21 protein-coding genes and 1 pseudogene are annotated in these 22,795 nt (G+C 47.7%); 15 read left to right on the forward strand and 7 right to left on the reverse strand.

The window, feature by feature from the left end:
* Positions 1 to 220: 220 nt before the first annotated feature.
* The 3 genes from AC58P7_RS31225 to AC58P7_RS31235 are packed head-to-tail and all read left to right on the forward strand — an operon-like array spanning position 221 to position 3,835.
* Entirely contained in the window at positions 221 to 964 is a 744-nt protein-coding gene (locus tag AC58P7_RS31225) for a hypothetical protein (protein WP_497349944.1), read from the forward strand.
* Positions 965 to 978: 14 nt separating this feature from the next.
* On the forward strand, positions 979 to 2,664 hold the full coding sequence (locus AC58P7_RS31230; RefSeq protein WP_497349946.1) for a vWA domain-containing protein: 1,686 nt from the start codon (positions 979 to 981) through the stop codon (positions 2,662 to 2,664).
* Positions 2,665 to 2,695: 31 nt separating this feature from the next.
* Positions 2,696 to 3,835: a toxic anion resistance protein gene (locus tag AC58P7_RS31235; RefSeq protein WP_497349947.1), complete on the forward strand. Its 1,140-nt coding sequence runs from the start codon at positions 2,696 to 2,698 to the stop codon at positions 3,833 to 3,835.
* 70 nt (positions 3,836 to 3,905) lie between these two features.
* Here AC58P7_RS31235 and AC58P7_RS31240 read toward each other — a convergent pair whose 3' ends face one another.
* The 4 genes from AC58P7_RS31240 to AC58P7_RS31255 are packed head-to-tail and all read right to left on the reverse strand — an operon-like array spanning position 3,906 to position 7,815.
* Positions 3,906 to 4,370 carry a RidA family protein gene (locus tag AC58P7_RS31240; RefSeq protein ID WP_497349949.1) on the reverse strand — a complete coding sequence of 155 codons (465 nt, stop codon included), beginning with the start codon at positions 4,368 to 4,370 and terminating at the stop codon, positions 3,906 to 3,908.
* A gap of 55 nt (positions 4,371 to 4,425) precedes the next feature.
* Positions 4,426 to 6,030 carry an N-acyl-D-amino-acid deacylase family protein gene (locus tag AC58P7_RS31245; RefSeq protein WP_497349951.1) on the reverse strand — a complete coding sequence of 535 codons (1,605 nt, stop codon included), beginning with the start codon at positions 6,028 to 6,030 and terminating at the stop codon, positions 4,426 to 4,428.
* A 19-nt stretch (positions 6,031 to 6,049) separates the two neighbouring features.
* Positions 6,050 to 7,159: an alanine racemase gene (locus tag AC58P7_RS31250; RefSeq protein WP_497349953.1), complete on the reverse strand. Its 1,110-nt coding sequence runs from the start codon at positions 7,157 to 7,159 to the stop codon at positions 6,050 to 6,052.
* The gene (locus AC58P7_RS31255; protein WP_497349955.1) at positions 7,156 to 7,815 is read right to left on the reverse strand and encodes a helix-turn-helix transcriptional regulator; all 660 of its coding nucleotides are present in this window, start codon (positions 7,813 to 7,815) and stop codon (positions 7,156 to 7,158) included. Before AC58P7_RS31255 ends, AC58P7_RS31250 begins: the two co-directional genes overlap by 4 nt.
* Before the next feature lie 204 nt (positions 7,816 to 8,019).
* Between AC58P7_RS31255 and AC58P7_RS31260 the strand changes: the two genes are divergently transcribed.
* From AC58P7_RS31260 to AC58P7_RS31280, 5 genes are all read left to right on the forward strand, one after another.
* Positions 8,020 to 9,816: a sensor histidine kinase gene (locus AC58P7_RS31260; protein WP_497349957.1), complete on the forward strand. Its 1,797-nt coding sequence runs from the start codon at positions 8,020 to 8,022 to the stop codon at positions 9,814 to 9,816.
* Positions 9,813 to 11,366 carry a response regulator transcription factor gene (locus AC58P7_RS31265; protein ID WP_497349959.1) on the forward strand — a complete coding sequence of 518 codons (1,554 nt, stop codon included), beginning with the start codon at positions 9,813 to 9,815 and terminating at the stop codon, positions 11,364 to 11,366. The genes AC58P7_RS31260 and AC58P7_RS31265 overlap by 4 nt, the downstream gene beginning before the upstream one ends.
* A gap of 132 nt (positions 11,367 to 11,498) precedes the next feature.
* A complete protein-coding gene (locus tag AC58P7_RS31270; RefSeq protein ID WP_497349961.1) occupies positions 11,499 to 12,845 on the forward strand; it encodes an extracellular solute-binding protein in 1,347 nt (448 codons plus the stop codon).
* Positions 12,846 to 12,919: 74 nt separating this feature from the next.
* Positions 12,920 to 13,795 (forward strand): carbohydrate ABC transporter permease, encoded by an 876-nt coding sequence (locus tag AC58P7_RS31275; protein ID WP_497349963.1) that lies wholly within the window; start codon positions 12,920 to 12,922, stop codon positions 13,793 to 13,795.
* Between the two features lie 48 nt (positions 13,796 to 13,843).
* Entirely contained in the window at positions 13,844 to 14,698 is an 855-nt protein-coding gene (locus tag AC58P7_RS31280; protein WP_497349981.1) for a carbohydrate ABC transporter permease, read from the forward strand.
* Between the two features lie 398 nt (positions 14,699 to 15,096).
* Here the strand turns inward: AC58P7_RS31280 and AC58P7_RS31285 are convergent, their stop codons facing one another.
* Positions 15,097 to 15,948: an SDR family oxidoreductase gene (locus AC58P7_RS31285; protein ID WP_497349983.1), complete on the reverse strand. Its 852-nt coding sequence runs from the start codon at positions 15,946 to 15,948 to the stop codon at positions 15,097 to 15,099.
* Positions 15,949 to 16,210: 262 nt separating this feature from the next.
* On the opposite strand from AC58P7_RS31285, the gene AC58P7_RS31290 reads away from it, so the two are divergent.
* Positions 16,211 to 16,666 carry a GNAT family N-acetyltransferase gene (locus AC58P7_RS31290; protein ID WP_497349965.1) on the forward strand — a complete coding sequence of 152 codons (456 nt, stop codon included), beginning with the start codon at positions 16,211 to 16,213 and terminating at the stop codon, positions 16,664 to 16,666.
* A 73-nt stretch (positions 16,667 to 16,739) separates the two neighbouring features.
* Here AC58P7_RS31290 and AC58P7_RS31295 read toward each other — a convergent pair whose 3' ends face one another.
* Entirely contained in the window at positions 16,740 to 17,537 is a 798-nt protein-coding gene (locus AC58P7_RS31295; RefSeq protein ID WP_497349967.1) for an HAD family hydrolase, read from the reverse strand.
* Positions 17,538 to 17,690: 153 nt separating this feature from the next.
* Between AC58P7_RS31295 and AC58P7_RS31300 the strand changes: the two genes are divergently transcribed.
* From AC58P7_RS31300 to AC58P7_RS31325, 6 genes and pseudogenes are all read left to right on the forward strand, one after another.
* Positions 17,691 to 18,332, forward strand: coding sequence for a DNA alkylation repair protein (locus AC58P7_RS31300; RefSeq protein WP_497349985.1), 642 nt, complete (start codon positions 17,691 to 17,693; stop codon positions 18,330 to 18,332).
* Between the two features lie 184 nt (positions 18,333 to 18,516).
* Positions 18,517 to 18,774, forward strand: a pseudogene (locus AC58P7_RS31305) (iron chelate uptake ABC transporter family permease subunit); the annotation flags it as partial.
* A gap of 216 nt (positions 18,775 to 18,990) precedes the next feature.
* Positions 18,991 to 20,037 (forward strand): adenosine deaminase, encoded by a 1,047-nt coding sequence (gene add / locus AC58P7_RS31310; RefSeq protein WP_497349969.1) that lies wholly within the window; start codon positions 18,991 to 18,993, stop codon positions 20,035 to 20,037.
* 109 nt (positions 20,038 to 20,146) lie between these two features.
* Positions 20,147 to 20,371 carry an NUDIX hydrolase gene (locus AC58P7_RS31315; protein WP_497349971.1) on the forward strand — a complete coding sequence of 75 codons (225 nt, stop codon included), beginning with the start codon at positions 20,147 to 20,149 and terminating at the stop codon, positions 20,369 to 20,371.
* A 306-nt stretch (positions 20,372 to 20,677) separates the two neighbouring features.
* Positions 20,678 to 20,944, forward strand: a complete 267-nt coding sequence (locus tag AC58P7_RS31320; RefSeq protein ID WP_497349973.1) for a hypothetical protein — start codon at positions 20,678 to 20,680, stop codon at positions 20,942 to 20,944.
* A 418-nt stretch (positions 20,945 to 21,362) separates the two neighbouring features.
* Positions 21,363 to 22,121, forward strand: coding sequence for a (S)-benzoin forming benzil reductase (locus AC58P7_RS31325; protein WP_497349975.1), 759 nt, complete (start codon positions 21,363 to 21,365; stop codon positions 22,119 to 22,121).
* Between the two features lie 27 nt (positions 22,122 to 22,148).
* On the opposite strand, the gene mscL is transcribed toward AC58P7_RS31325, so the two are convergent.
* On the reverse strand, positions 22,149 to 22,610 hold the full coding sequence (mscL, locus tag AC58P7_RS31330; RefSeq protein ID WP_497349977.1) for a large conductance mechanosensitive channel protein MscL: 462 nt from the start codon (positions 22,608 to 22,610) through the stop codon (positions 22,149 to 22,151).
* Positions 22,611 to 22,795 lie beyond the last annotated feature (185 nt).

The raw sequence follows: 22,795 nt of genomic DNA on the forward strand, positions 1-22,795 counted from the left end.
TAGATTTATCTACTTCTGAGGGACAGCCCTTTGTTATTTCTGTACGAGTGTATGATGGCTCAAGGACATCTTTCCTTTCACAATCACCAAGAAGAAGCAGATATGTACTGTGTGTCCTGCATATAATCCTATATCAGCATTCTTAGTACGATAATAATCTAACTGACGTTTTCCTTGTGAATTAGGGGAGTGGAGATTGATAAGAGAGGAGTTAGTCCCTTTGATTGTAACCGCAAATAAAATAATGAAATTGTTTGTGATTACGGGTGGGGTCGTTGTGTTTGATATTCTTATGCTTTCACCAGGATTTCTTGGCATTGGACTCGGCCACAGTGCGTTGCAAACTGCAATGACCGTGTCTATTCTGCTCGCAAGTACACTTGTATTGCTATATGGCATTTACGGCGTATTAATGAAGCAAAACGTTCGACTCCCCGTAAAGCAGATGAATAGCCCTGAAGATTTTGAGGGTGCTTTGAAACAATTCAAAGGTGTGAAATCCCTAGCGCAAGAAATCTCACTTGCTTTGCATCAATTGGAGCGAATGCGCAAAAAACAAGAGACGTTGCGAAGTATACTCATCCAGAGGTTTGAACCGGGTGGACTTAGCTTTCAGAAATTTGCTTTTACGACGCAAGAGGTGGAGAAGTTATTTTTTCACAATATTCGGAGTATGATAAACCGTCTCCATGTGTTCGACGAAGACGAGTTTCGAAGTGTCGCCAATCAGAACATGAGTGAGTTGTCCCCCCTGCTTCTTCAAGAAAAGAGAACCGTTTATAAAGCACATATTTCGTTTGTTAAAAGCTCTTTACATACGAATGAAGAAATTTTGCTCAAATTGGATAAGTTGCTGTTAGAAATTTCTCGCCTTGATAGCTTGGAGATGGGCGATATTGGGCAAATGCCAGGTATGCAAGAGATTGACGCTTTGATAAAGCAAACACAATTCTACAAACAGTAGAGGTGGCACAAAAGATGAACAAAATGAAGTTCTTCCTTATATCGGGCCTTATTGTGGTTATTGTATTTATCTCCGTCTATTTCGGCGTTTCCTTCACAGCCAATTTAGGCAAATCCCCAAGTCAAGTTACAGTCGAAGATGCGGCAAAGCAATTGAACAAGATTTACTCAAAGATCGCAGTGGTGAACGGAACTCCGGTCAAAGGTCAGATTGACATTAACCCAGCCGATGTTGCCTCATCACTGCCTGATATTTCGAAATTTCCAATTACGGTGAATAACACGACGGATAATTTCGTGGAAATTTTCTCCTCGACGGAGAAATCAGGCAGTGGCGTGGATGGTTGGTTAACGGATGTAGCGAATGAATTTAATAAAGCACGCATTCAGGTAAACGGGCAGCCTGCATCTGTGAAGATTCGTAATATTGCTTCTGGAACGGCGACGGACTATATCAAGTCGGGTAAATATGTGCCAGATGCCTTTACACCTTCGAACGAGCTATGGGGAGAGATGATCAAAGCGGGCGGCCCGAAGATACAGTTGGTCACGAAACGTCTTGTTGGCAATGTTCCTGGCATCGTTATTTCTAAGAAAAAGTATGATGCCCTCGTTACGAAGTACGGATCCATCAATGTAAATACAGTAACGGAAGCTATTTCAAATAACGAATTTGCCATGGGCTATACAGACCCGTTCGCGAGCTCGACAGGCCTTAATTTTCTTGTAACGGCATTAAGTACATTTGATAGTAAAAATCCAATCAGTGAGAAGGCTGTGCAAGAATTTGAAAAATTCCAAACGAACGTACCCTTTATCGCGTCTACAACCATACAAATGCGAGATGCTGCGAAGTCAGGGATGCTGGATGGATTCGTGCTGGAATACCAGACCTTCCAGAATGCGGCGGAGCTTAGTAAGGACTATGTCTTTACACCTTTTGGATATAGACATGATAGCCCGCTCTATGCCATCGGTGATCTGCCGTCAGCGAAACTTGATGTGATTAAACAATTTGCTGAATTCGTTACACAGGCCAAATATCAACAAACAGCCAAAGATAAAGGGTTCAATGGGCTAGAAGATTACAAGAGTGAACTCGCTCCCATAGATGGAAGCACACTTTCTTCTGCGCAAAAGGTCTGGAAAGAAAAGAAGAACGGAAGTAAACCACTTGCTGCTGTCTTTGTCACGGATGTATCTGGAAGCATGGACGGTAAGCCGCTTAACCGATTGAAAGAATCCCTGCTCAAAGGTCAGAAATACCTAGGCAAAGAAAATAGAATTGGTCTTGTATCATATGCCAACGGGGTGACGGTCAATCTCCCTATTGCCAAGTACGATACGAATCAACAATCGCTTTTTGTCGGTACTGTAGGTAGTCTCCAAGCAGGCGGCGGGACAGCAACTTTCGATGCCATTGTCGTTGCCATGAAAATGCTGGAAGATTATATGGCTGCGGATCCCAATGTTAAACCGCTTATTTTCGTATTAAGTGATGGAGAAACCAATGCGGGTCATTCCTTGAAAGACATTAGCGGATTAATAGAGACGTTTCAAATTCCCATCTATACGATTGGTTACAATGCCGATATTCAAGCGCTTCAGAGCATCTCGAGTATCAACGAAGCAGCGAGCATCAATGCGGATACGGATGATGTCGTTTATAAAATCAGTAACCTGCTTAACGTTCAGATGTAAGGTTAACTTACCGTTCAAAGGGGGAGCCGCAATGTCATTTTCGATGGAAATTGCAGGAGAAGAGGAGCTTAAGGCAGTTGTAGAGGAACAAGTAAAGCCAGTTCCGGAGGAAGTTGTTAAACTAAAGGCACAAGCGGAACAGAATGTGCAAACGATCATGGAGATCGATCTCGATTCGCTGGAGAAACGAAAAAATATTTTGGCGGCGGTAGAAAACTTCGGCATCGAGACGATGCGAGCATCCTCGCAGAAAAACGCTTTGCTCCAAGTAACGATAGGGAAGCTTTCGAAGGCTGGCGATGAGGGAGGGATCGTTGCCAAAGGGCTTGGGGAGCTTCAGTTGCAAATGAAGGATCTCGATCCCAGTGGGATCGATTTCGCCAAACGCGGGTTTCTGGGGAAGTTTTTTAACCCACTTCGCTCCTACTTCCATCAGTTCGATAAGGCGGATATGGTCATTGCCGAGATTATCGAAACGCTGAATAAAGGGAAATTAGGTTTGAAGGATGATAATACGACGCTTCTTCTCGAACAGCACGCGCTTCGCGATCTTACCAAAAAGCTTCGGAAAGAGATCCAATTAATCTCTTATATGGATGAAACCATTGAAGCTCAAATCGCGCTCGCCAAAGCCCGAAATGATGACCCTGAGAAGATCCTGTTCATTACCGAAGAGGTGCTATTTCCACTTCGTCAGAGGACGTTGGATATGCAAGCGATGATGGCGGTTAATCAACAAGGGTTCATCACCTTTGAGGTCGTTATCCGGAATAATAAGGAACTTATTCGCGGGGTTGATCGTGCAAGCACAGTTACGGTAGCAGCGTTACGCGTCGCCGTTACGGCTGCGAGTGCATTGGCGAACCAACGTGTGGTGCTTAAACAACTGAATGCCTTATACACCACCACGAACACGTTCATAGAACATACAGGGCAGATGCTCAAGCAACAAGGTGTGGAGATTCAAAAAGGCGCTATTGAGGCCAGTATTTCAGTAGACTCACTCAAAAAAGCATTCGCTGACAGCTTTGAAGCCTTGCATGCCATCAGTACTTATAAGCAGGAAGCGCTCCCGAAAATGCGCGAAACGATTACACAATTCCGTGAATTAGCGGAAACAGGAGAGAAACAGATTCTACGGCTTGAAAGAGGCGCGGCAATCGGTCTATAAAGGAAAAACCTCGGACGTAGTATAAAGTCCGAGGTTCCTTTTTGTTCGAGCATTCGTACCCCTGCAATCCCTAGTCGCGAATTTCAACAATCAACTCAATTTCCACTGGCGTGTGGAAAGGCAGATCACTAGTGCCGATGGCAGAGCGGGCATGCTTGCCATTTTCACCAAAGATGTCAACGAGTAGGTTAGAAGCGCCGTTGATAACATACGGCTGGTCGCCGAATCCGGATTCACTATTGACGAATCCGAGCATTTTTACGATTTTGACTACGCGATCTAAATCACCTAAATAACCTTTCATTACGGCTAAGCAGTTGATGATCGTTTGACGAGCTGCGGCTTGGCCTTGCTCAATCGTAACTTCACGGCCGAGTTTACCCTCATACATCAACTCACCGTTGATACGGCAATCTTGGCCAGACAAGTAAATCAAATTACCAGTTTGATTACATGGAATATAAGTGAAACGCGGTTCTGGGGAGGGGGGAAGCGTGATACCAAGCTCTTGCAAACGTTGTTCAATAACGGACATAGGAATGACCTCCAAGTCAAAGTTAAGTTTAAGTTTTTAAGTTTCGTTCAATAGATTAGTGCCGGCAGCAATGCTGTGCGCGAATAAAGCTGCCTTCCCGAGCATGCGTGTGCTGACCGCCTGTTAAAGATAGAGCACCATTCACCACAACATGCGAGATGCCATCCGGATACTGCCTCGGATTCTCAAACGTCGCATGATCCTGAATGGTTTCAGGATTAAACACCGCTACATCAGCGATGTAGCCAGGGACGATCAACCCCCGCTTACCTAGCTTGAAGCGCTGCACTGGGAACGATGTCACCTTGCGTACGGCTTGCTCCAAGGTTAGAATGCGGTGCTCGCGGACATACTTCGCAAATACGCGTGGAAACGTCCCATATAAGCGTGGGTGCGGCTTCCCGGTATCACAAGTGAGACTATCTGATGCGATAAGTGATTTATCGTATGCGACAACTTGTCCCACATCAGCATCAGACATATGGAAGTAGACGATCGAGATACGGCCTTCTTCTTCCAAAAGGAGATCCATCATACATTCCGCTGGCTCCTGCCCGCGAATTTCGCTAATCTCAGCAAGGTGTTTGCCTTCGAGATGGCGGTTTTTCTCCGTGTGCATAGCGGAGAGGAATACACTTTGCCAGCCTGTGGAGCAGATCAGGTTGTCCCAAGTCGTCTGTTCGTGGCTCAATTCTTCGCGGACACGGGCACGTAACGATGGATCACGCAGCACTTCAAGCGCGCTTTCAATCCCGCCCTCGAGTACCCACGGAGGTAGGATCGTCGTTAAGCTGGTGGAGCCTGCATTATACGGGTAGACATCGCAAGTAACGTCCATGCCGCGTGAGCGTGCATCCTCAATCAGCTCCAATGCATCGGTGATTTGCCCCCAGTTGCGCTTGCCTGCTGCTTTGAGATGAGAGATGTGAAGTGAAACGCCAGCCCTCTCGGCAATCCAGATGACTTCCTTCACGGAAGGTAAAAGGTTGTTGCCTTCCCCGCGAATATGCGTGGAGAAGAGGCCGTTATACTTCGGCAGCACGGAGCATAACTCCGCAATTTCTTCCTTGCTCGTGTAGCTGCCGGGCGCATAGAGCAGTCCGATGGAGAAGCCAATCGCGCCAGCCCGCAGGCCATCTTCGAGCATGATTTTCATCTGCGTAATTTCCTGCGGAGTTGCTGGGCGATTGGCAAAGCCCATCACCGCAATACGCAGTGCGCCATGCGCAACATAGGTGGCTATATGCTCAGATGGACGCGAGTTTGCAACAGCATCCATATATTCTGCAACCGATTCCCAAGGCCATTGCCATTTGGTCTGACCGAGCACCGGCTGGACATAGCTCTGGAGAAGCTCAGCTTGGGAGGGGACGAAGGGAGCAGGGGCGAGACCGCAGTTGCCTACGACCTCAGCCGTTACGCCTTGACGCATTTTGATTTCACTGTGCGGGTAATCGAAGATCATCAGATCGGAATGGCAATGGCCATCAATGAAGCCAGGGGAAATCACTTGTTTATTCACATCGATGACGCGAACGGCATCCTCATGAAGCTGACCAACAGCGACGATTTCGTTACCTTGTATACCGACATCGCCAGCAAACCAAGGATTTCCAGTGCCATCGACGATGCGTCCGTTTTTCAAAATAAGATCCAACATGATGGGTGACCTCCCGAATTTATTCCAGCATGCCCCGTGCAAGCACAGGCAAGCGTTCAAATGTGTCTCCACGCTGCATGACAACATGATTATGCAGGTTAACGGTACTACAAATATGATTCGGAATAATGCGCAGCTGGTCGCCCACTTGCAGGTTGGCGGCCTGCGCCAGAGGGCCAAGCTCAACCATGCCATGCTCTTCTGTCATTCGAACGAGAAGCGCATCTTCTAGGCCATGAATATGGCCGAAGCCGTTGAGCTGCAAGGGATTCGTGCCTGGCTGCACATCGGTCGCGAAGGTTTTGCTGCCGCCGTCCACGATCGCCAGATCCGCTGAAGGACGGCTCACGACGGTGACAAGCACGCTGCCGGCGCAGTCTTCGAGCTCGCAGACGCCAAGTTGCGCCTGCATCCGGTCTTGATAGACGTAGGTGCCGGGGCGAACCTCCGTCACGCCTTGGGCGGCCGCGGCATACAAAGCCGTCGGCGTGGAGCCAACGCTGACATCCGCGATGGCGATGCCAGCAGCTCTAAGGCGATCAGCCAGCTGCACCATCAGCTGGCCTTCTTCCAAGCCGGCGGCCGCCACGTCGAGCGTGGGCTTGCCGGCAAGCAAGGAGCCGCGGAACGTGTAGATGCCGGTCAGCCGCAGGTGCGGCAAGCGGGCAATTTCCGCGGCAAGCGCGTCTGCCGCCTCGTAAGGCACACCGGTTCTGCGCAGCCCGGTATCGATCTCGAGGCGAACCTGCAAGGTATGCCCATGCTTGGCAGCCGTTTGCTCCATCAGCTGGGCACCTGCCAAGCTGTCTACACCAACAATCAGCTCAATCCCTTTGCTAAGGCGAATAGCTCGTTCGATTTTGCTCACGGTCACCAACGGGTAAGCGATAAAAATACTGCGAATCCCATGAGCTGCCATCACCTCAGCTTCAGAAACTTTGGCGACGGTAATGCCTACGGCACCTGCGTCGATTTGAAGCTGGGCAACCGATGGGAGCTTGTGCGTCTTCGCATGCGGTCGTAACTTCACACCGCTATGTTGACTGACTCGGTCAGCCATGGTTGCTATATTTCGAGCCATGATATCCGTATCAATGATGACGCAAGGCGTTTCTAGGGAGATAGTCATACCGATTCACTCTCTTTCGCGTTACTTTTGCCTTCTTCCAGATGGCTGTACAGGGTGTATTTGGAAATGTTTAAATACGTGCAAATTTTCTCGCCGCCTTTTTTAATGAGAAAAGCGCCTTTGGCATCGAGAAGTTGAATCATACGCATCTTATCTTCTTTGGTCATGACGGCAACGGGCTTGCCGATGACCTCTTGCGCTTCTTGAATGAGGGCATCGAGCAGGTCGCTCACGCTCGTCACGAAGGATTCCTTGATCTCGGTTTGTTCACCGGGATTGATGAGATTCTTCAGTGTTTTCTCGGCAACCATCAGATCGGTGATGTCCATGTTGATACAAAGTGAACCGATGATTTTGCCTGCTTTATTTTTCATATACATCGAGCTGGATCGCAATATGCGGCCGTCCTTCGTTTGTGTTAAATAGTTAAATTTGTTGCCGTTTACATGATTGCCTCGCAGCAGCTCAAGACCTAGATTCGTGCCGGGATCCCCAACTTTACGGCCTGTAATATGACCGTTCGCAATTGCGACGATGGAGCTCTCGTAAGAACCCGTCAAATCATGCAGCACGACCTCGCAGTTCTCGCCGAATTGAGCGGCCAGCCCTGTCACGAGATCGCTCAAAAATCCGAATTCATCCTGAATTGATTCCATGCCGGTTTTCCCCCTCACAGGTTGTAGGTTATTCTGAGCAAAATGGTAACACAAACTTTTCGAATGTCAAACAAAAAGTTTGTTAGACTAAAAAAAAGTATGATTTTCCAACGGCGCTCATGATACTATGGTAAAAAGCTCAAGGAAAGAGGAATGCTAAGCATTATCTCAAGACGTATCGTAACAAGAAAGGAGGGATACCCCATGAAGCGGTGGTTTGCCAAATCACTCAATCGCAAGCTCTCATTGCTTATTTTATTCGCCGTTGTATTGCCATTACTTACGATGGGGACTGTATCCTACCGGATTGCAACCTCCGTGACGGAGGATAAAGCGAAGCAGGCGGGGATGAACACGTTGAAGCAAATGACAGACAAGCTTGATTTTGTCATACAAGACGTTGAGAATATGTCGATCTTCCTGATCGGACAACGGGATGTTCAATCCTACTTGGGTAAGGAAGACAGCGATATCAATCTCTATTCGCAGCTCATTGCGACGTTATGGAACTTATCGTATTCCAAAAAGTATATTGCCAATATTACAATTACGCCGAAAAATAGCAATCCTGTGTTGTTTACAACCACAATAACAAGATCAGGTTTAGCTCCACTTTTGCAACAGTATGAAACCGTATATAAATCAGCGCCCAAATGGTGGTCGCCGCTATATGAAATTCAAACCTCCGACGGTTTGAAAAAGGTAATTTCCCTAGTTCGACCGATTCGGGATTTCAGTTTATTCAAAACCTTGGGTACGTTATCTTTTTCCCTGGATCAAGCGGAAATTGAGCATTATTTGACGGACGCAGGCTGGGAAACGAGTGGTTTTGTTGTCCTCGTAGATGCGAATAATCGCATTATTGCTGGTGGCGATCCGAAATGGTTAATGCGGAGTATCTCCGATGTGTTCCCTAAAATGCAGGGGCTTGCGGGGACAAGCGGCGTGTCGAGCGTGCTGCAAGGGATGCATCCCTATACGGTTCTCTACAATGGGCTTCCGCGTGTTGATTGGAAATTAGTCGGCTTCATTCCGACGGAAATTTATCAGAAGCAAAATAACTTCGTCTTGACCGTAACTGCCGTCACGATTATCATTGCGCTCTTGTTGGCAATGGGATTGGTGCTTTATTTCTTGCGATGGGTGACGAATCCGCTGATGAAGCTGACCAAGTATCTCAAGGATCTGAACCCGGACGAGACCATTCCTACTTTTGAGGTGAAAAGTGTGGATGAGGTTGGCTTACTTGTCCATAGCTACAACAAGCTGAGCGAGCGAATTGGCCGTCTGAAGGATCAAGTTCAGCTCAATGAAGCGATGAAGAAGGAGGCGGATATTATGGCGCTGCAGGCACAGATTAATCCGCACTTTTTATATAACACACTGTCGTCTATTCACTGGATTGCTCTGATGAATAAGGATCGGCAAATTGCCGAAATGATTGGTGCACTCAGCGATTTCTTGCGTTTTAGCTTAAATAAGGGGGAGGAGTTCTGCGCTGTTCAGCAGGAGGTTTCCCATGCTCAGAACTATGCCTATATTCAGGCGATTCGATTTCCGGATCAGTTCGAGATCGAGTTTTTTATCGACCCTGGCATGACGCATAGTGTGATGTTAAAGCTGCTGCTGCAACCCTTGATTGAGAATAGCCTGATTCACGGCATTCAGAAGAAAAAAACCAAAGGACACATTTATGTGCATGGCGAGCTGCGCGAGCTTGATATGAAATTTGTCGTGGAAGATACGGGGATCGGGATGGATGAAGCCAAGCTGCGGGACATTCATGGACAGTTGACTTTGGCCAATCAGAAGCTCGGTATCCGAAGTGAAGCGGATGAAGAAAGGAAGAAGGTTGTGACCAGTTATGGACTCATTAATGTGCATCGCCGATTACTGCTGCATTATGGAGCGGGTTCAGGCCTTGTTCTGGAAAGTACGCTTGGAACAGGTACCCGAATTACATTCACAATTCCGCGTGAGATGGGAGAGTCGTCGGTATGAGAATTCTGATTGTAGATGACGAGGTCATTATTCGAACGGGTCTATGTACCGTAATCGATTGGAAAGAGCTTGGCTTGGAGCTGCTGCCTGCAGCAGCTTCAGCGGAAGAGGCTTTAGAGCGCATCCCGCATGAGAAACCGCATATTGTGTTGACTGATATTCGTATGTCAGGGATGGACGGCATCGAGCTTGCCCGGGAAATTAAAGTTATCCTGCCAGATACAGAAATCGTTATTTTGACAGGGTATGATGATTTCAGCTATGCGCAGCAGGCTTTGCGCGGGGGCGTAACGGATTATTTGTTAAAAACAAGCCGCCCGGAAGAAATTATTAAAGCTGCGCTGAAAGCGAAGCAGAACATCATGGATAAATGGGAGTCTGTGAAGCAGGATAATCGTAAGCAGGCCGCGCTGCGCTCACAATTGCTAGAAAGGGCGCTGAATCGTGGCTTATACGATGATGAGGAGGCTCGCGCACAGCTGCACCAATGGTTTCGCAAAAATGGCGTCGACGTCTCAGCGGATGATGGCGCGGGGATTGCAAGACAGGTGCTTCTCGTATCCTGCTCAGGCTGGGTGACGTTCGCTGATCTTCTGCAAGGAGCCGCTGAGAATATGTTGTACGAGCTTCTTCCTTGTGTGACGCTGATGAATAAAGATCATTTCGTAATCGTCGTCCGATACGAAGAAGGGGTAACGGATGCTGCGGGGCTTAATAAAGCGCTCAAGCGTGTCACCGAAACACTGAAATGCGCTGTTTTTGCTGCACTGGGAACTGTCGCGCACGATGATGAGGGACTTCTCGCGTCCTATCGTGCAGCCAAGGAAGTTTTCGCCTATCAGGGGCTGCTCGGCTCAACCGGCCTGTACACACTCGATGATATTCGAGAACGAAGCGGAAGTCGCACGGTTTGCACAGAGAAAGAAGAGTCAGAGCTTGCTGCAATTCTCATGAATGATAACGCCACAGACCTCAGACACTGGGTCAACCAGAAGGTTCGCGCACAGCTGGAGGATACCGCGGCAACGCCGCTTTCCGTTCAGGGCTACTTACAGTCCATGGTGGTAGCTGGGCATCGTTGGTTAGAAAGAGCCAGTACTGCACAGCAGGATTTGTCGGCACTGAGCGTACTATCTAAGCTTGAGGGAGAAGGCCGACCTGAAGAAGAAGTGTTCAAGGTGCTGTCAGCGATCATGAGCATTTTCCATCAGGGGCTTGATCAGAATAAGTATGCGTACATCCATAAAGCGATTGCGTATATTCGGGATAATTTGCATCAGCCGATTTCGCTCCAACAGGTGGCGGGGTTCGTCCATATCAATCCCAACCATTTCAGTGAGGTATTTAAGCGGGAGACGGGCTGTACATATCTCGAGTTCGTAACGAGGGAGCGTATGAAGCTGGCAACAGATATTGTGCAGAGCACGCAAATGAAAGTGAGCGATATTGCCCGAAGAGTGGGCTATGAGGATATTAAATACTTTACCCAACAGTTCAAAAAGCACACGGGAAGAACGCCGTCAGAGTTTCGACAAGGAGGCAAAGACTGAAATATGTCCCCCTTCGCGCCGAAGTCTCTCCCGTACCTCTGCCAATCCATGTCCCCTATACTAAAGGAGTAACGAAGAAAGCTTGCAAGTAGAGGAGCTAGTTGCTACGAAACTTTTAGGAGGTCCGAACGAATGAAAAAGTCATTTATCGTTACACTGGCGGCTGCGATGTCAATTTCGTTGTTAGCAGGCTGTGGGTCAAATGGAACTACAGATGGGGCGAAGGAAAGCACGGCACCAGCTAAAACAGAAACAGCGAAGCCTGCGGAGAAAGTTAAACTATCAATCTGGCACAACTATACAGGCGAAGATACACGTGCCAAAACGATGCGCGAATATATGGAAAAATTCAAGAAGGATCATCCGAATGTGGAGCTGGATATTCAGGGGATTCCACCCGATGGCTACCGTCCACGTCTAAAAACCGTAGCAGCAGCGAATGAAATGCCGGATCTGTTCGTTATGTGGCCAGGTGTGATGACGAAGGAGTTCGTCGGTGGCGACTTGATTCAACCGATTAATGAGCTTCTTGATAGCAAAGCTGAGTGGAAAGGCAACTTCATGCCAGGATCCTTCGATGATTTCACGATTTCTGGCAAAACCTACGCGGCACCAATGGCCTTATCGCCAACATCCATTCTTTATTACAACAAAGAAATCTTCAACAAATACAATGTACAGCCACCTAAAACGTGGGACGATATGATGAAGCTAGTGGATACGTTCAAAAAGAATAACGTAACGCCAATCGCGCTTGGTAACAAAGCGGCATGGGTTGCACAATCCAGTATCCTTAGTTCCTTAGCTGACCGCGTAACAGGAACAGAGTGGTTCTTGAAAGCTGTTGATCAAAATGGTGCGAAGTTCACGGATCCAGAATTCGTTCAATCCTTGACGTACCTGCAACAGCTTGGTAAAGCAGGCGCTTTCCAAGAAGGCTTTAACAGCATCGATAACACACAAATGGAGCAAATGTTTGCGCAAGGTAAAGCAGCGATGATGATCGACGGCGGTTGGGCGTTACCTAACCTTGCTTCGAACACTTCCAAAGAAACGCTTGCGAACTTGGCGGTTACTGTATTGCCATCCGTACCGAATGGGAAGGGTGATCCGAACACACTATCCGGTGTTGTTGGAACAGGCTTAGGCATGAGTAAAAAGGTAACAGGCGCACAGAAACAAGCTGCTTACGAGTTGATTTATGCTTTGTCTGGTCCAGAAGCACAGAAAGCGATTTTGGAAGGCAATCAGTTAGTTAGCTACAAAGTAGCGCTAGATACATCGAAAGTAACGTCCCTCTTCGCAGAGGTTTACAAAATGATGGGCACTGTGAAAATGACGCCTGTCTATGATGGAAAGCTTAGCTCAGCAAGCGCAGACGTGGTGAACAACGGACTTCAAGAGCTTCTGATGGGCGGTAAGCCAGAGGATATTGCCAAGAAAGTGCAAGATGCACAAGCAAAAGCGCTAGGCAAATAAAGTAAGGCCAAAGGACTCCAGCCTCAGCTCGGCTGGAGCCTTTTTTCCAAAAAAAGCTTATGAGGAGGGGCATCATGAACGTGTCCGCAAGAATGAGAGGATTCATCACCATAGGGCTCCTTCCAGCCTTAATCATCTATATGTTTTTTGTTATCGTACCGCTCTTTTGGTCGGCGTACTACGGCTTTTTCGACTGGAAAGGTATCGGAGCAGCTAAATTCATTGGTATGGATAATTATGTCGAAGTATTCACAGATCCAATCTTCTGGAAAGCTTTTAAAAATAACATGCTTATCGTCGCCGCTTCTGTCTTCGGGCAAGTGCCGATCGCGATGATCCTAGCGCTGCTTCTTATGAAAAGCACACCTTTTCAACGCATCATTCGAGCTTCTGTATTCATGCCCATGGTGTTGTCCTCTGTCGTTGTCGGGATTATCTGGGGATACATTTATCACCCGCAAATCGGTATTTTGAACTTCCTGCTTGATGGCGTTGGCCTGGATAGCTGGAAGAAGGCTTGGCTCTCCGATCCGAAAGTATCGATGTTCGCACTGATGGTGCCGATCATCTGGAATTATATTGGACCTTACATGATTATGTTCATTGCCGCTTTGCAAAACATTTCTCCTGAAATTGAAGATGCTGCCCAATTGGATGGTGTCGGACCGGTCCGTAAGCTATTTGCTGTCACACTTCCAATGATTTGGGATACCGTGAAGGTTGCGATCGTGCTTTGTATTTCAGGCTCCTTGAAGGCGTTCGATCTGATTTATGTCATGACAGGCGGCGGACCTGCGCATTCCACGGAATTGCTGGCTTCCTATATGTACAACAGTACCTTCAACGTGTATCGTTTCGGATTTGGTAGTGCCCTTTCCACGGCGATCATTATTCTTAGCCTGCTTTTGATTGTGGGCAGTCAATATCTAATGAAGCGAGACTATCGCTAAAACACCAATAATTCGTCAGGAGGGACATCTATGAAGCAGGTTGTAGCGATGCAGACGGGTTTTCCCGCTGGAGCTAAGAAGCGCAAAATATGGACGCGCGGTGCAATTAATACCGTTCTATCCCTATATGCACTTGTTACGTTGTATCCGTTAATATGGTTATTTATTAGTGCCGTTAAATCAAATGAAGAGTTTTATTCCCGGCCTTTTCTGCTGCCGACAGTCTGGAAGTGGGATAACCTTGTCCGCGCATGGAAAGTTTCGGGAATGGGACTCTCCTTGTGGAACTCAACCGTAGTTACGGTGGCTTCGCTAGTGTTAACGCTGGTACTAGGAGCACTTGCTGCCTTTGTCATCGCGCGATTTGAGTTTAAATTGAAGGCCTTTTTTACAGGATTGTTCCTGCTAGGGATGCTCATTCCGATTCATAGCACACTGGTCCCACTCTTTATTATCATGAAAAAAGTAGGGCTGCTAAATACGTATGGCGCACTTATTTTTCCTTACGTTGCCTTTGAATTGCCTTTAGCTATTTTCATTGTGGCGGCATATTTAGTCAGCATTCCGAAAGAAATCGAAGAGGCCGCATTGATTGACGGTACGGGCTACTGGGGGATTTTCTTCCGCATGATGCTTCCGCTAAGTGTACCTGCGCTTTCAACCGTTGCGATACTCGGGTTTTTACGCTTTTGGAATGACTTCGCTTTCGCACTTGTCTTCATTAGTAAGCCCGCGCTCAAAACCGTACCGCTTAGCTTATCTGCCTTTGCAACGGGCTACATGACCGATTATGAATTGACGATGGCTGCACTGGCGATTGCCGTGCTTCCAACGATTATCGTGTTCTTGCTATTCCAAGAGCAGATTATGAAGGGCATGACGGCTGGTGCTGTGAAGGGGTAAGGAAGCAATAGCCACTTTAGTGATGTAAAACACGCTTACAGATACATAACTTTGCGACTATAAGCGTGTTTTGTTTTTTTGTAGGAGAAGCAGTCACGCCGAAGGGAACCTCAGTACTCTATTTGTCCGAAAACGGCTATTTTTCAGGTGAAAGGGAACGAGAGTGCACTATTTCGCGTTGATCCACTCGAAAACCACTACTTTCGTGGAAATAGCGAATCGTCGTTCCTCTATCTCCACAAATAGGGCTGGATTCGCCGAAATAGTGAATCCTCGTTCCCCCTCGTGGCACACACTGTATCGAAAAGGCATCGATGGCGAATATACAAAGATGAATACAACGAAAAAAGCTGTCCCCCAAGTAGTTAACCTTACTTGTGGGACAGCTTTTTCTTACTCTACGATTTCCCCTTGCGGGTCATCTCCGCGAGTGAAACCCACTGCTCGTCGGTCACCTCGAGCAGGTCGTTGAACTGCCCGGCGCCTTGCAGCCACTCGCCGCCGTCAATCGTGATCACTTCGCCGTTAATATAGGCGGCGAAGTCCGAAATCAGATAAGCGGCGAGGTTCGCCAGCTCATCTTTTTCCCCGACCCGTCCCAGTGGGACGCGGTTCAGGAGCTTCTGCGACAGCTCGGGCGTGGGAGCCAATCGGCTCCACGCGCCGTCGGTCGGGAACAAGCCCGGCGCGATGGCGACTTGCCGGATCCCATACCGCGCCCACTCGACGGCGAGTGAGCGGGTGAGGGCAAGCACGCCGGCTTTCGCGGCGGCGGAAGGCACAACAAAGGCGGATCCGGTGGAGGCGTAGGAGGTCACGATGTTTAGCATCGTACCGCCCACACCTTGCTCGATCCACCTTTTACCCAACTCCAGCGTGGTGTAGAACGTCCCGTGGAGCACAATATTCAGCACCGCATCGACCGCTCGCGGCGACAAATGCTCCGTCGGGCTAGCAAAGTTGCCCGCCGCATTATTGATCAGCACGTCGATGCGGCCGAAGTGCTGCTCCACCGCTGTGATCATGGCAGCAACCTGCTGAGGATCACGCACATCGCAGGGATGGTAGAACACATCCCCGCCGCCAACGCTCATTTCAGCCGCAGCTGTCGCAAGCACTTCCTCACGCCGACTGGTGATGGCGAGCTTAGCCCCGAGCGACAGGAATTTCTCGCCCATCGCACGGCCGAGACCCGTGCCACCGCCTGTAATCAACACAACTTTATCCTGGAGTAATGCCCCGTCGAACATGATCTCACGCTCCTTTTGTTTCATGGATATGGATATTTAGCTCATGAAGTGTTTATGCCATTAACAGATTTAGATAGCGCTTACATAGTGCGAATATCTTATGTTCTCACATCCACCTCCAGAATGTCCAGTATCAAAAGAAGCTTGGTACACGACACATTGAAAGGGCTGGATATTGTATAGAACCACAAGAGTGGTTGAAATTGACCGATGTAATGTTGTATTCTAGTGATTAAAAATTAGAGACAGAGGAGTGAGAATATTGGAGATTAAAGTGGATGATTTAAGTGGGCCAGAAGTGGTTGCCTTAATTATGGAACATCTTCAGCATATGCAATCGTTATCCCCGCCAGAAAGTACACATGCCCTAAATCTGGATGGATTGAAAAGACCCGACGTTACCTTCTGGAGTGGATGGGAGCAAGGTGGATTAGTTGGCTGCGGGGCTCTTAAAGAGCTTGATGGTCAGCATGGAGAGTTAAAATCAATGCGAACTGCTTCGGCACATCACAGAAAAGGTGTTGCCAAGCGAATTCTTGAACACATCATTGAAGAAGCGAAGCAACGCGGTTACACGCGGATCAGCTTGGAAACGGGCTCCATGGAAGCTTTCGAACCTGCAAGAAGGCTTTATGAAAATTTTGGGTTTACCTATTGTAAGCCGTTTGCGGATTACACCCTTGACCCCAATAGTTCGTTCATGACATTGGAATTATAAGTTTATTTGAGGAGCCTCCTCTACAATATGAAGGAAGACCCTCAGCACGCTGCTGGGGGTCTCTTGTTTTGCCTTACTCTGCCAAAACAAACGTCTCAAGCACATGCCTTACGCCATCCTCGTTGTTACTCTTCGTCACGAAGTTCGCCAACGCTTTCAGCTCAGGCAGCGCATTCTCCATCGCAACGCCTAGACCCGCGACTTCAAGCATTTCACGATCATTCCAAGCATCGCCCATCGCGATAACTTCATCTAAAGAGCAGCCGATATGCTCAGCAAGGAACGTGATCGCATGACCCTTCGTACCTTCCTTATGCATGAACTCCAAATAGTGAGGCTTGGACTTCGTGATGTGCATTTGGTCACCTAGGATGGGGAGAAGTTCTTCACGAATTTGGTCACAAACTTCAGGTGTGTCAACGATCAGCAGCTTCGGCTGTGGAATATCAATCCATTGGCGCAAGTCCCCAATGATATAAGGCGTTTTGGACAGACGCACGTAGTTTTTAATTTTATCGTTATCCTCACCTGCATAAAGCTCATCCCCATGGTAAAGCTGTAGATGATAGTTGTTTTTCTCACAGTAATCGAGCAGGTAGCGGGCGCTCTCTACAGGTACAGTGCGCTCATAGAGGACTTCTCCGTCTAGCAAATTTTTGATCAAGGCCCCTTGATACGTAATAATAGGGACGTTGAGCCCGATGCGATTGGCAATTTTGGAAGCGGAAGCGAAGCTTCTTCCTGTGGCAATTGTAACGGTTACACCTTTGGCAACCGCTTGATGCATGGCGTCCACCGTCTCTTGCGAAATCGTCAAATCATCACGCAGCAGCGTGTCATCTAAGTCAGCAGCAACTAATTTATACGTCATGTTTCTCACCGATCCTATTCGTCATCTCTATTAAAATTCTGCTAATAGCATACCCGAATTACTAGAGAATTGCTACAATAAGCGCAGTAGAGATAGCTAAGAGGAGGCACGTTTACAATAGCATCAACTTATACAATTAAGCTGGAAAAATGGCTGAGAGCCCATGCGGACGCGGAATATGCACCCAGCATGGAAGCTTATATGAAGAATCATTTCCCATTCCTAGGTATCCGAAATCCGGCGCGCGTTGCACTGACCAAGCAATTCACCAAGGAACATGGAATTCCGAAAGGGGAGGAGGCGGTTCGAGTGGCCCAAGAGCTCTGGGCATTACCTGAGCGCGAGTTTGCGTACACCGCTATTATGATGCTTTTGCAAGTGAGAAAAACGGTGAACGCCGAGCATATCGACCTACTGGAGCATTTTATTGTGACTAAATCTTGGTGGGACTCAGTGGACACGATTGCGGATCATTTGATTGGTTTTCACCTTCAACGATTCCCAGAGTTAGTTCCAGCCTATGTGGCGAAATGGTTAGCTTCTGATAACATGTGGCTGCAGCGAACGGCGATCTTGTTTCAATTAAAGTATAAAAAGAAGACCGATGTACCGCTGCTGTTTCACTGCATTACGACGATGGCGGACTCGAAGGAGTTCTTCATCCGCAAAGCGATCGGATGGGCGCTACGCGAATATTCGAAGACAGATGCCAAAGCCGTACGAGATTTCGTTGCAAGCCATGAATTATCTCCGCTAAGCGTAAGAGAGGCGCTGAAGGTGATTCAGCGGAAATAATCAGATACTTGAACGTAGCTTAAATTACCCTGAGTTATTGAAGGTGATAATCATTTCAATATTATGAATTGAGAATCAATATCAATTATACATAATAGATACTCAGGAGAGTTTACCGTGCTGCGTTTCAACAAACCAAAAACTACAAAAGTCTCTTTCACTGTCCTTTCCTTGTGCATGGCATGCGGGCGCATGTGTGGCTGTTGGCGGTGGGATTGGCTTCGTCGGGTTGATCGGTCCGCATCTAGCTAGAAGGCTGATAGGGCCGAAACATCAGTATTTGATTCCGGCATCGGCGCTCACGGGTGGGTTGGTGTTAATCGTCGCAGATACTATCGCGCGAGGGATGTTCCAACCGTCAGAGGTTCCAACGGGTATTGTGGCCGCGGTTATTGGTGCGCCATATTTTTTGTACTTATTAGTTCGAACGAGAGCTTCGTAAGAGGCGTCATTTAGAGATCCACAGCAGGCTTAGTAGCCTGTTGTGGATTTTTTGTTTTTATATTTATAATTGTAAATGTTAGATAACTTAACGCATATACTGATAAAATAAAATAATTGTCATGTATATTGACATAACTCTAACATTCGAGTAAAGTTATTAAAATTCTTCTCGAGGCGCGCTGCCTCAAAGAGAGGCAAAAAGGAGAGATGGGAGATGGCTCACATGCGAACAAATGACTTGTTAGCGAGATTACCGAAGGTGGATCTTCATTTACATTTGGATGGAAGTGTGAAGCCCGAGACGATACTGGAGCTCGCTCTCCAGCAAGGCATATCACTCCCTGTCTATGAACCGGATGGGCTGATTCCGCATATGCGAGTTACGGACAACTGCGGCAGTCTCATTGAATACTTGGGTAAATTCGATTTCACGACTCGCTTTCTACAAACAGGCGCAGCCTTAGAACGGGTTGCTTATGAAGTGGTTGAACAATCCGTGGAGCACAATTGCCGCTATGTGGAAGTTCGTTTCGCACCGCAATTGCATCGCAATAAGGGGCTAACGTTGGAAGAGACATTCCACTACGTTATTGAGGGGCTGAAACGAGCGCAACGCGATTTTGGAACGAGATTCGGCGTTATTGCGATCTGTATGCGAAATCATGCTTGTGCAGATAATTTGGAAGTCATTGAAGCGGCGGCCCAGTTTGTTGGGAAGGGTGTCGTGGCCGTTGATTTGGCGGGCGATGAGGCAACGTATCCGCCTGAATTCTTCCGTGAAGTGTTCGCTAGGTCACATAAATTGGGCATTCCCGTCACCATTCACGCAGGGGAAGCTGCGGGTGCGGTTAACGTCTACGAGGCAGTAACACATCTTGGTGCCACACGAATTGGGCACGGGGTGAGGCTCAGAGAGAACTCGGATATTTTGGAAATGGTCAAAGACCGGCGTATTCCACTTGAGATGTGTCCGATCTCCAATATCCAAACGAAGGCTGTGGCCTCGTGGGATGCATATCCGATCCGTGAATATTTGGATCAAGGGTTGATCGTGACCATCAACACCGATAACCCAAGCGTATCGGGCACCAACATTACGAATGAGTATCGAGCGATAGCGGACCGATTTGCTTTTACAACGCCGGAGCTAGTGAAGCTAATCATGAATGGTGTGGAAGCGGCATTTATGGAAGAAAACGATAAAGTGATGTTCAAACAAGAGATGGAAGCCGAGCTTAACAGCTTGGGTGTGTATAATTAATCGAAGGTTAAAGAGAATTTGTTGCCGTGAGCAGCAGATTCTTTTTTTGTTCATGAGGATGAATGTTATGTTAAAATAAGGGAATATTTTCAATACCTTGCGGTCAGAGGTGAGGCTAACGTGCCCTAAGTATCATAAGACAATCTCAAACGGAGATGAGTTTTATGCGATAACAGCAGCTTATATGGCAAGTAAAGCTACGGGTGAGTTAGCCATGGAAGCTACCGAGTCAAGAGATTTGGGTTACTTTGATTTGCACTATTTACCGGAACCGATGGGCCAAGTATACAAGGAAAGTATAGAAGCTTATGTAAAAAGATTATCAACTGGCTAACTAATTTTAAGGATAGGTGTCGAATGGGATATAACATAAATATCAAAAGAGCTGATAAAGATGTTCCAATAACTCTGGAGGAATGGAAGGCGTACATCAGTTCAGACCCTGAACTCACCTATCGTGACAAAAGGGTAGGAGAGAAAGTTATATAACAGCCAGATTTATAGACGATTTTTAAATACTGAAGATGAAAGAAATGGCTGCTAAATTAGGCGCCATTGTCGTTGGTGATGAGGGAGAAGAGTACTGATAGTAACCATAATTAAATGGATGGCTGTAAGCTAGTGGAGGGGACAGCCTGGCATGGCAAAAAAAGGTTCAGCGTTCGTCTTCTTTATTCTTTTTAATATCGTGATGGGTATGCCGGGACTATTTTTGTTTGTTGCTAGCATGTACACCTCAATTGGACGGATAGCCTTCCTGGTTGAAATCTTGTTATGGCTTATCGGAAATTATTTGTTGGTGAGGAAGAAGAGTTACCAAGAAATACTAAGTTATTACCTTCTTGCAAGTGTGATTGTGATCGCTTCGGCTTTTACTTTTTCTAAGCCGTTGTTTGGGTTCAGATGAGATAACGAGTAGCGGTATAGTTGGCATAGGTAAGGGATTTGAGGGAACGTCGTTCCGCTATTTTAGTCAAAACAGCCTTTTTTGAGGAGAAAGGGAACGTCAGTGCGCTATTCTCGTTAAAATCGTGAATTTTAACGAGAATTCACAGGAATAGAGGAACGTCGTTCTCTTCCAGCGCTCAAACAGCTTATTTGTTTAAAATAGCGGATCCTCGTTCCCTTTGGCTGGTGCGCAAGCTAGTGGAAAGCAGTGAAAGAACTAGGTGAGGAAGGAAAGGTTAACCTCGCTAATAAAGAGGTCAATGCGCAATTCGATGAGAGCCAAGTGAGCATTGACGCGATTACATATGCGTTTAAAGATGCGATTGAAGAGCAAGGCTATGACGTAGTACTAATCTCGAAAAGGAATGAAGACATCCATGGATACTTATATCATTACCGGAGGTTCCAAAGGCCTGGGCGCTGCCATCATCCGGCAGCTGCTGGAGCAAGGAGCTGCGGTCCACTATCTGTCCCGCAGCGAGAACAAGACCTTGCGCCAAAAGGCGCTGCGCGCGGAAGGTCAGCTGACCTTCCACGCTTACGACTTGGCGCAAACCGAAGGCCTTGATTCGCTCATGGAGCGAATCCTCTCAAACCCCGATGGCGTGACCTCCATCACGCTCATCAACAACGCGGGCATGCTCGAGCCGATGACGTCGATCGGCCGGGCAGACCCGGACGATCTGCAGCGCAGCCTGCAGCTCAATCTTGTCGCACCCGCGGTGCTGACGAACAGCTTCATTCGGCTCACGGGGACGTGGCCGATTGTGAAGCGGGTCGTCGGCATCTCCTCAGGCGCGGGGCGCAAGCCCTACCCCGGCTGGGGTGCGTATTGCACCGCCAAAGCCGGGCTTGACATGCTGACGCGCTGCGTCGGCGCTGAGCAATTGAAACAACCACACCCGGTGCTGATCTGCAGCGTGGCACCGGGTGTGGTGGATACCGATATGCAGCGGGAGATTCGCGCTGCATCGGAAGAGGACTTCCCGCAGGTGAGCCGGTTCGTCCAGCTCAAAGAGCAGGGCGAGCTGCGCTCGCCCGAAGACTCCGCAAAGCAGCTGCTTCACCTGCTGCAAACGAACGCTTTCGAGCAAGGCGAGGTCGCCGACTTGCGAACGAAAGAGCCCGTGTCGTAATCCGACACGGGCTCTTTTTATACCAATCTATTGAATACTTCCGCTAACCTTACCCCCAGCCGAAAGCTCCGAAGTACAGAACTTGCAGCGTGAAGCTTGTGCGGGAATATCAGACAAACAGTGAGGACAAGCTTTGGTTGTAGCAACTTTTTCCACCGGCGCTTCTTTCTTACGAAACTTACCGATTTGACGGACAACAAGGAAAATAACGAACGCTACGATCAGGAAATCCAAGAAGGTCGATATGAATTGACCGTATTTAAAAATGGGTGCATCCTTAGCATCTGCCAAAGTATCATAATGTTTCCCATCTAATGCAATAAACAAATTATTAAAATTCACTTTACCAACGAGCAGTCCAACGAGCGGCATCACCAAATCATTCACGATAGACGTAATGACCTTGCCGAAAGCCCCTCCGATAATAACCCCAACTGCAAGATCGAGCATGTTCCCTTTGAATGCAAAATCCTTGAATTCTTTTAACATGATGTACCCCCATGAGACAATGATTGATAGCATTGTACCATAGTTGATAGAACCCAAACAAATGCCCCCCCCCAACTGAACCGCACCCCCTAAAATAGACATTAGAAAAAACCCCCGGGTTAATCTAAACTATTTTAGGGGGTGTTTGGCATGGCGACAAAAGGACAGAAGCTAAAAACGTACAG

The sequence above is a fragment of the Paenibacillus sp. J22FR5 genome, assembly GCF_059691975.1.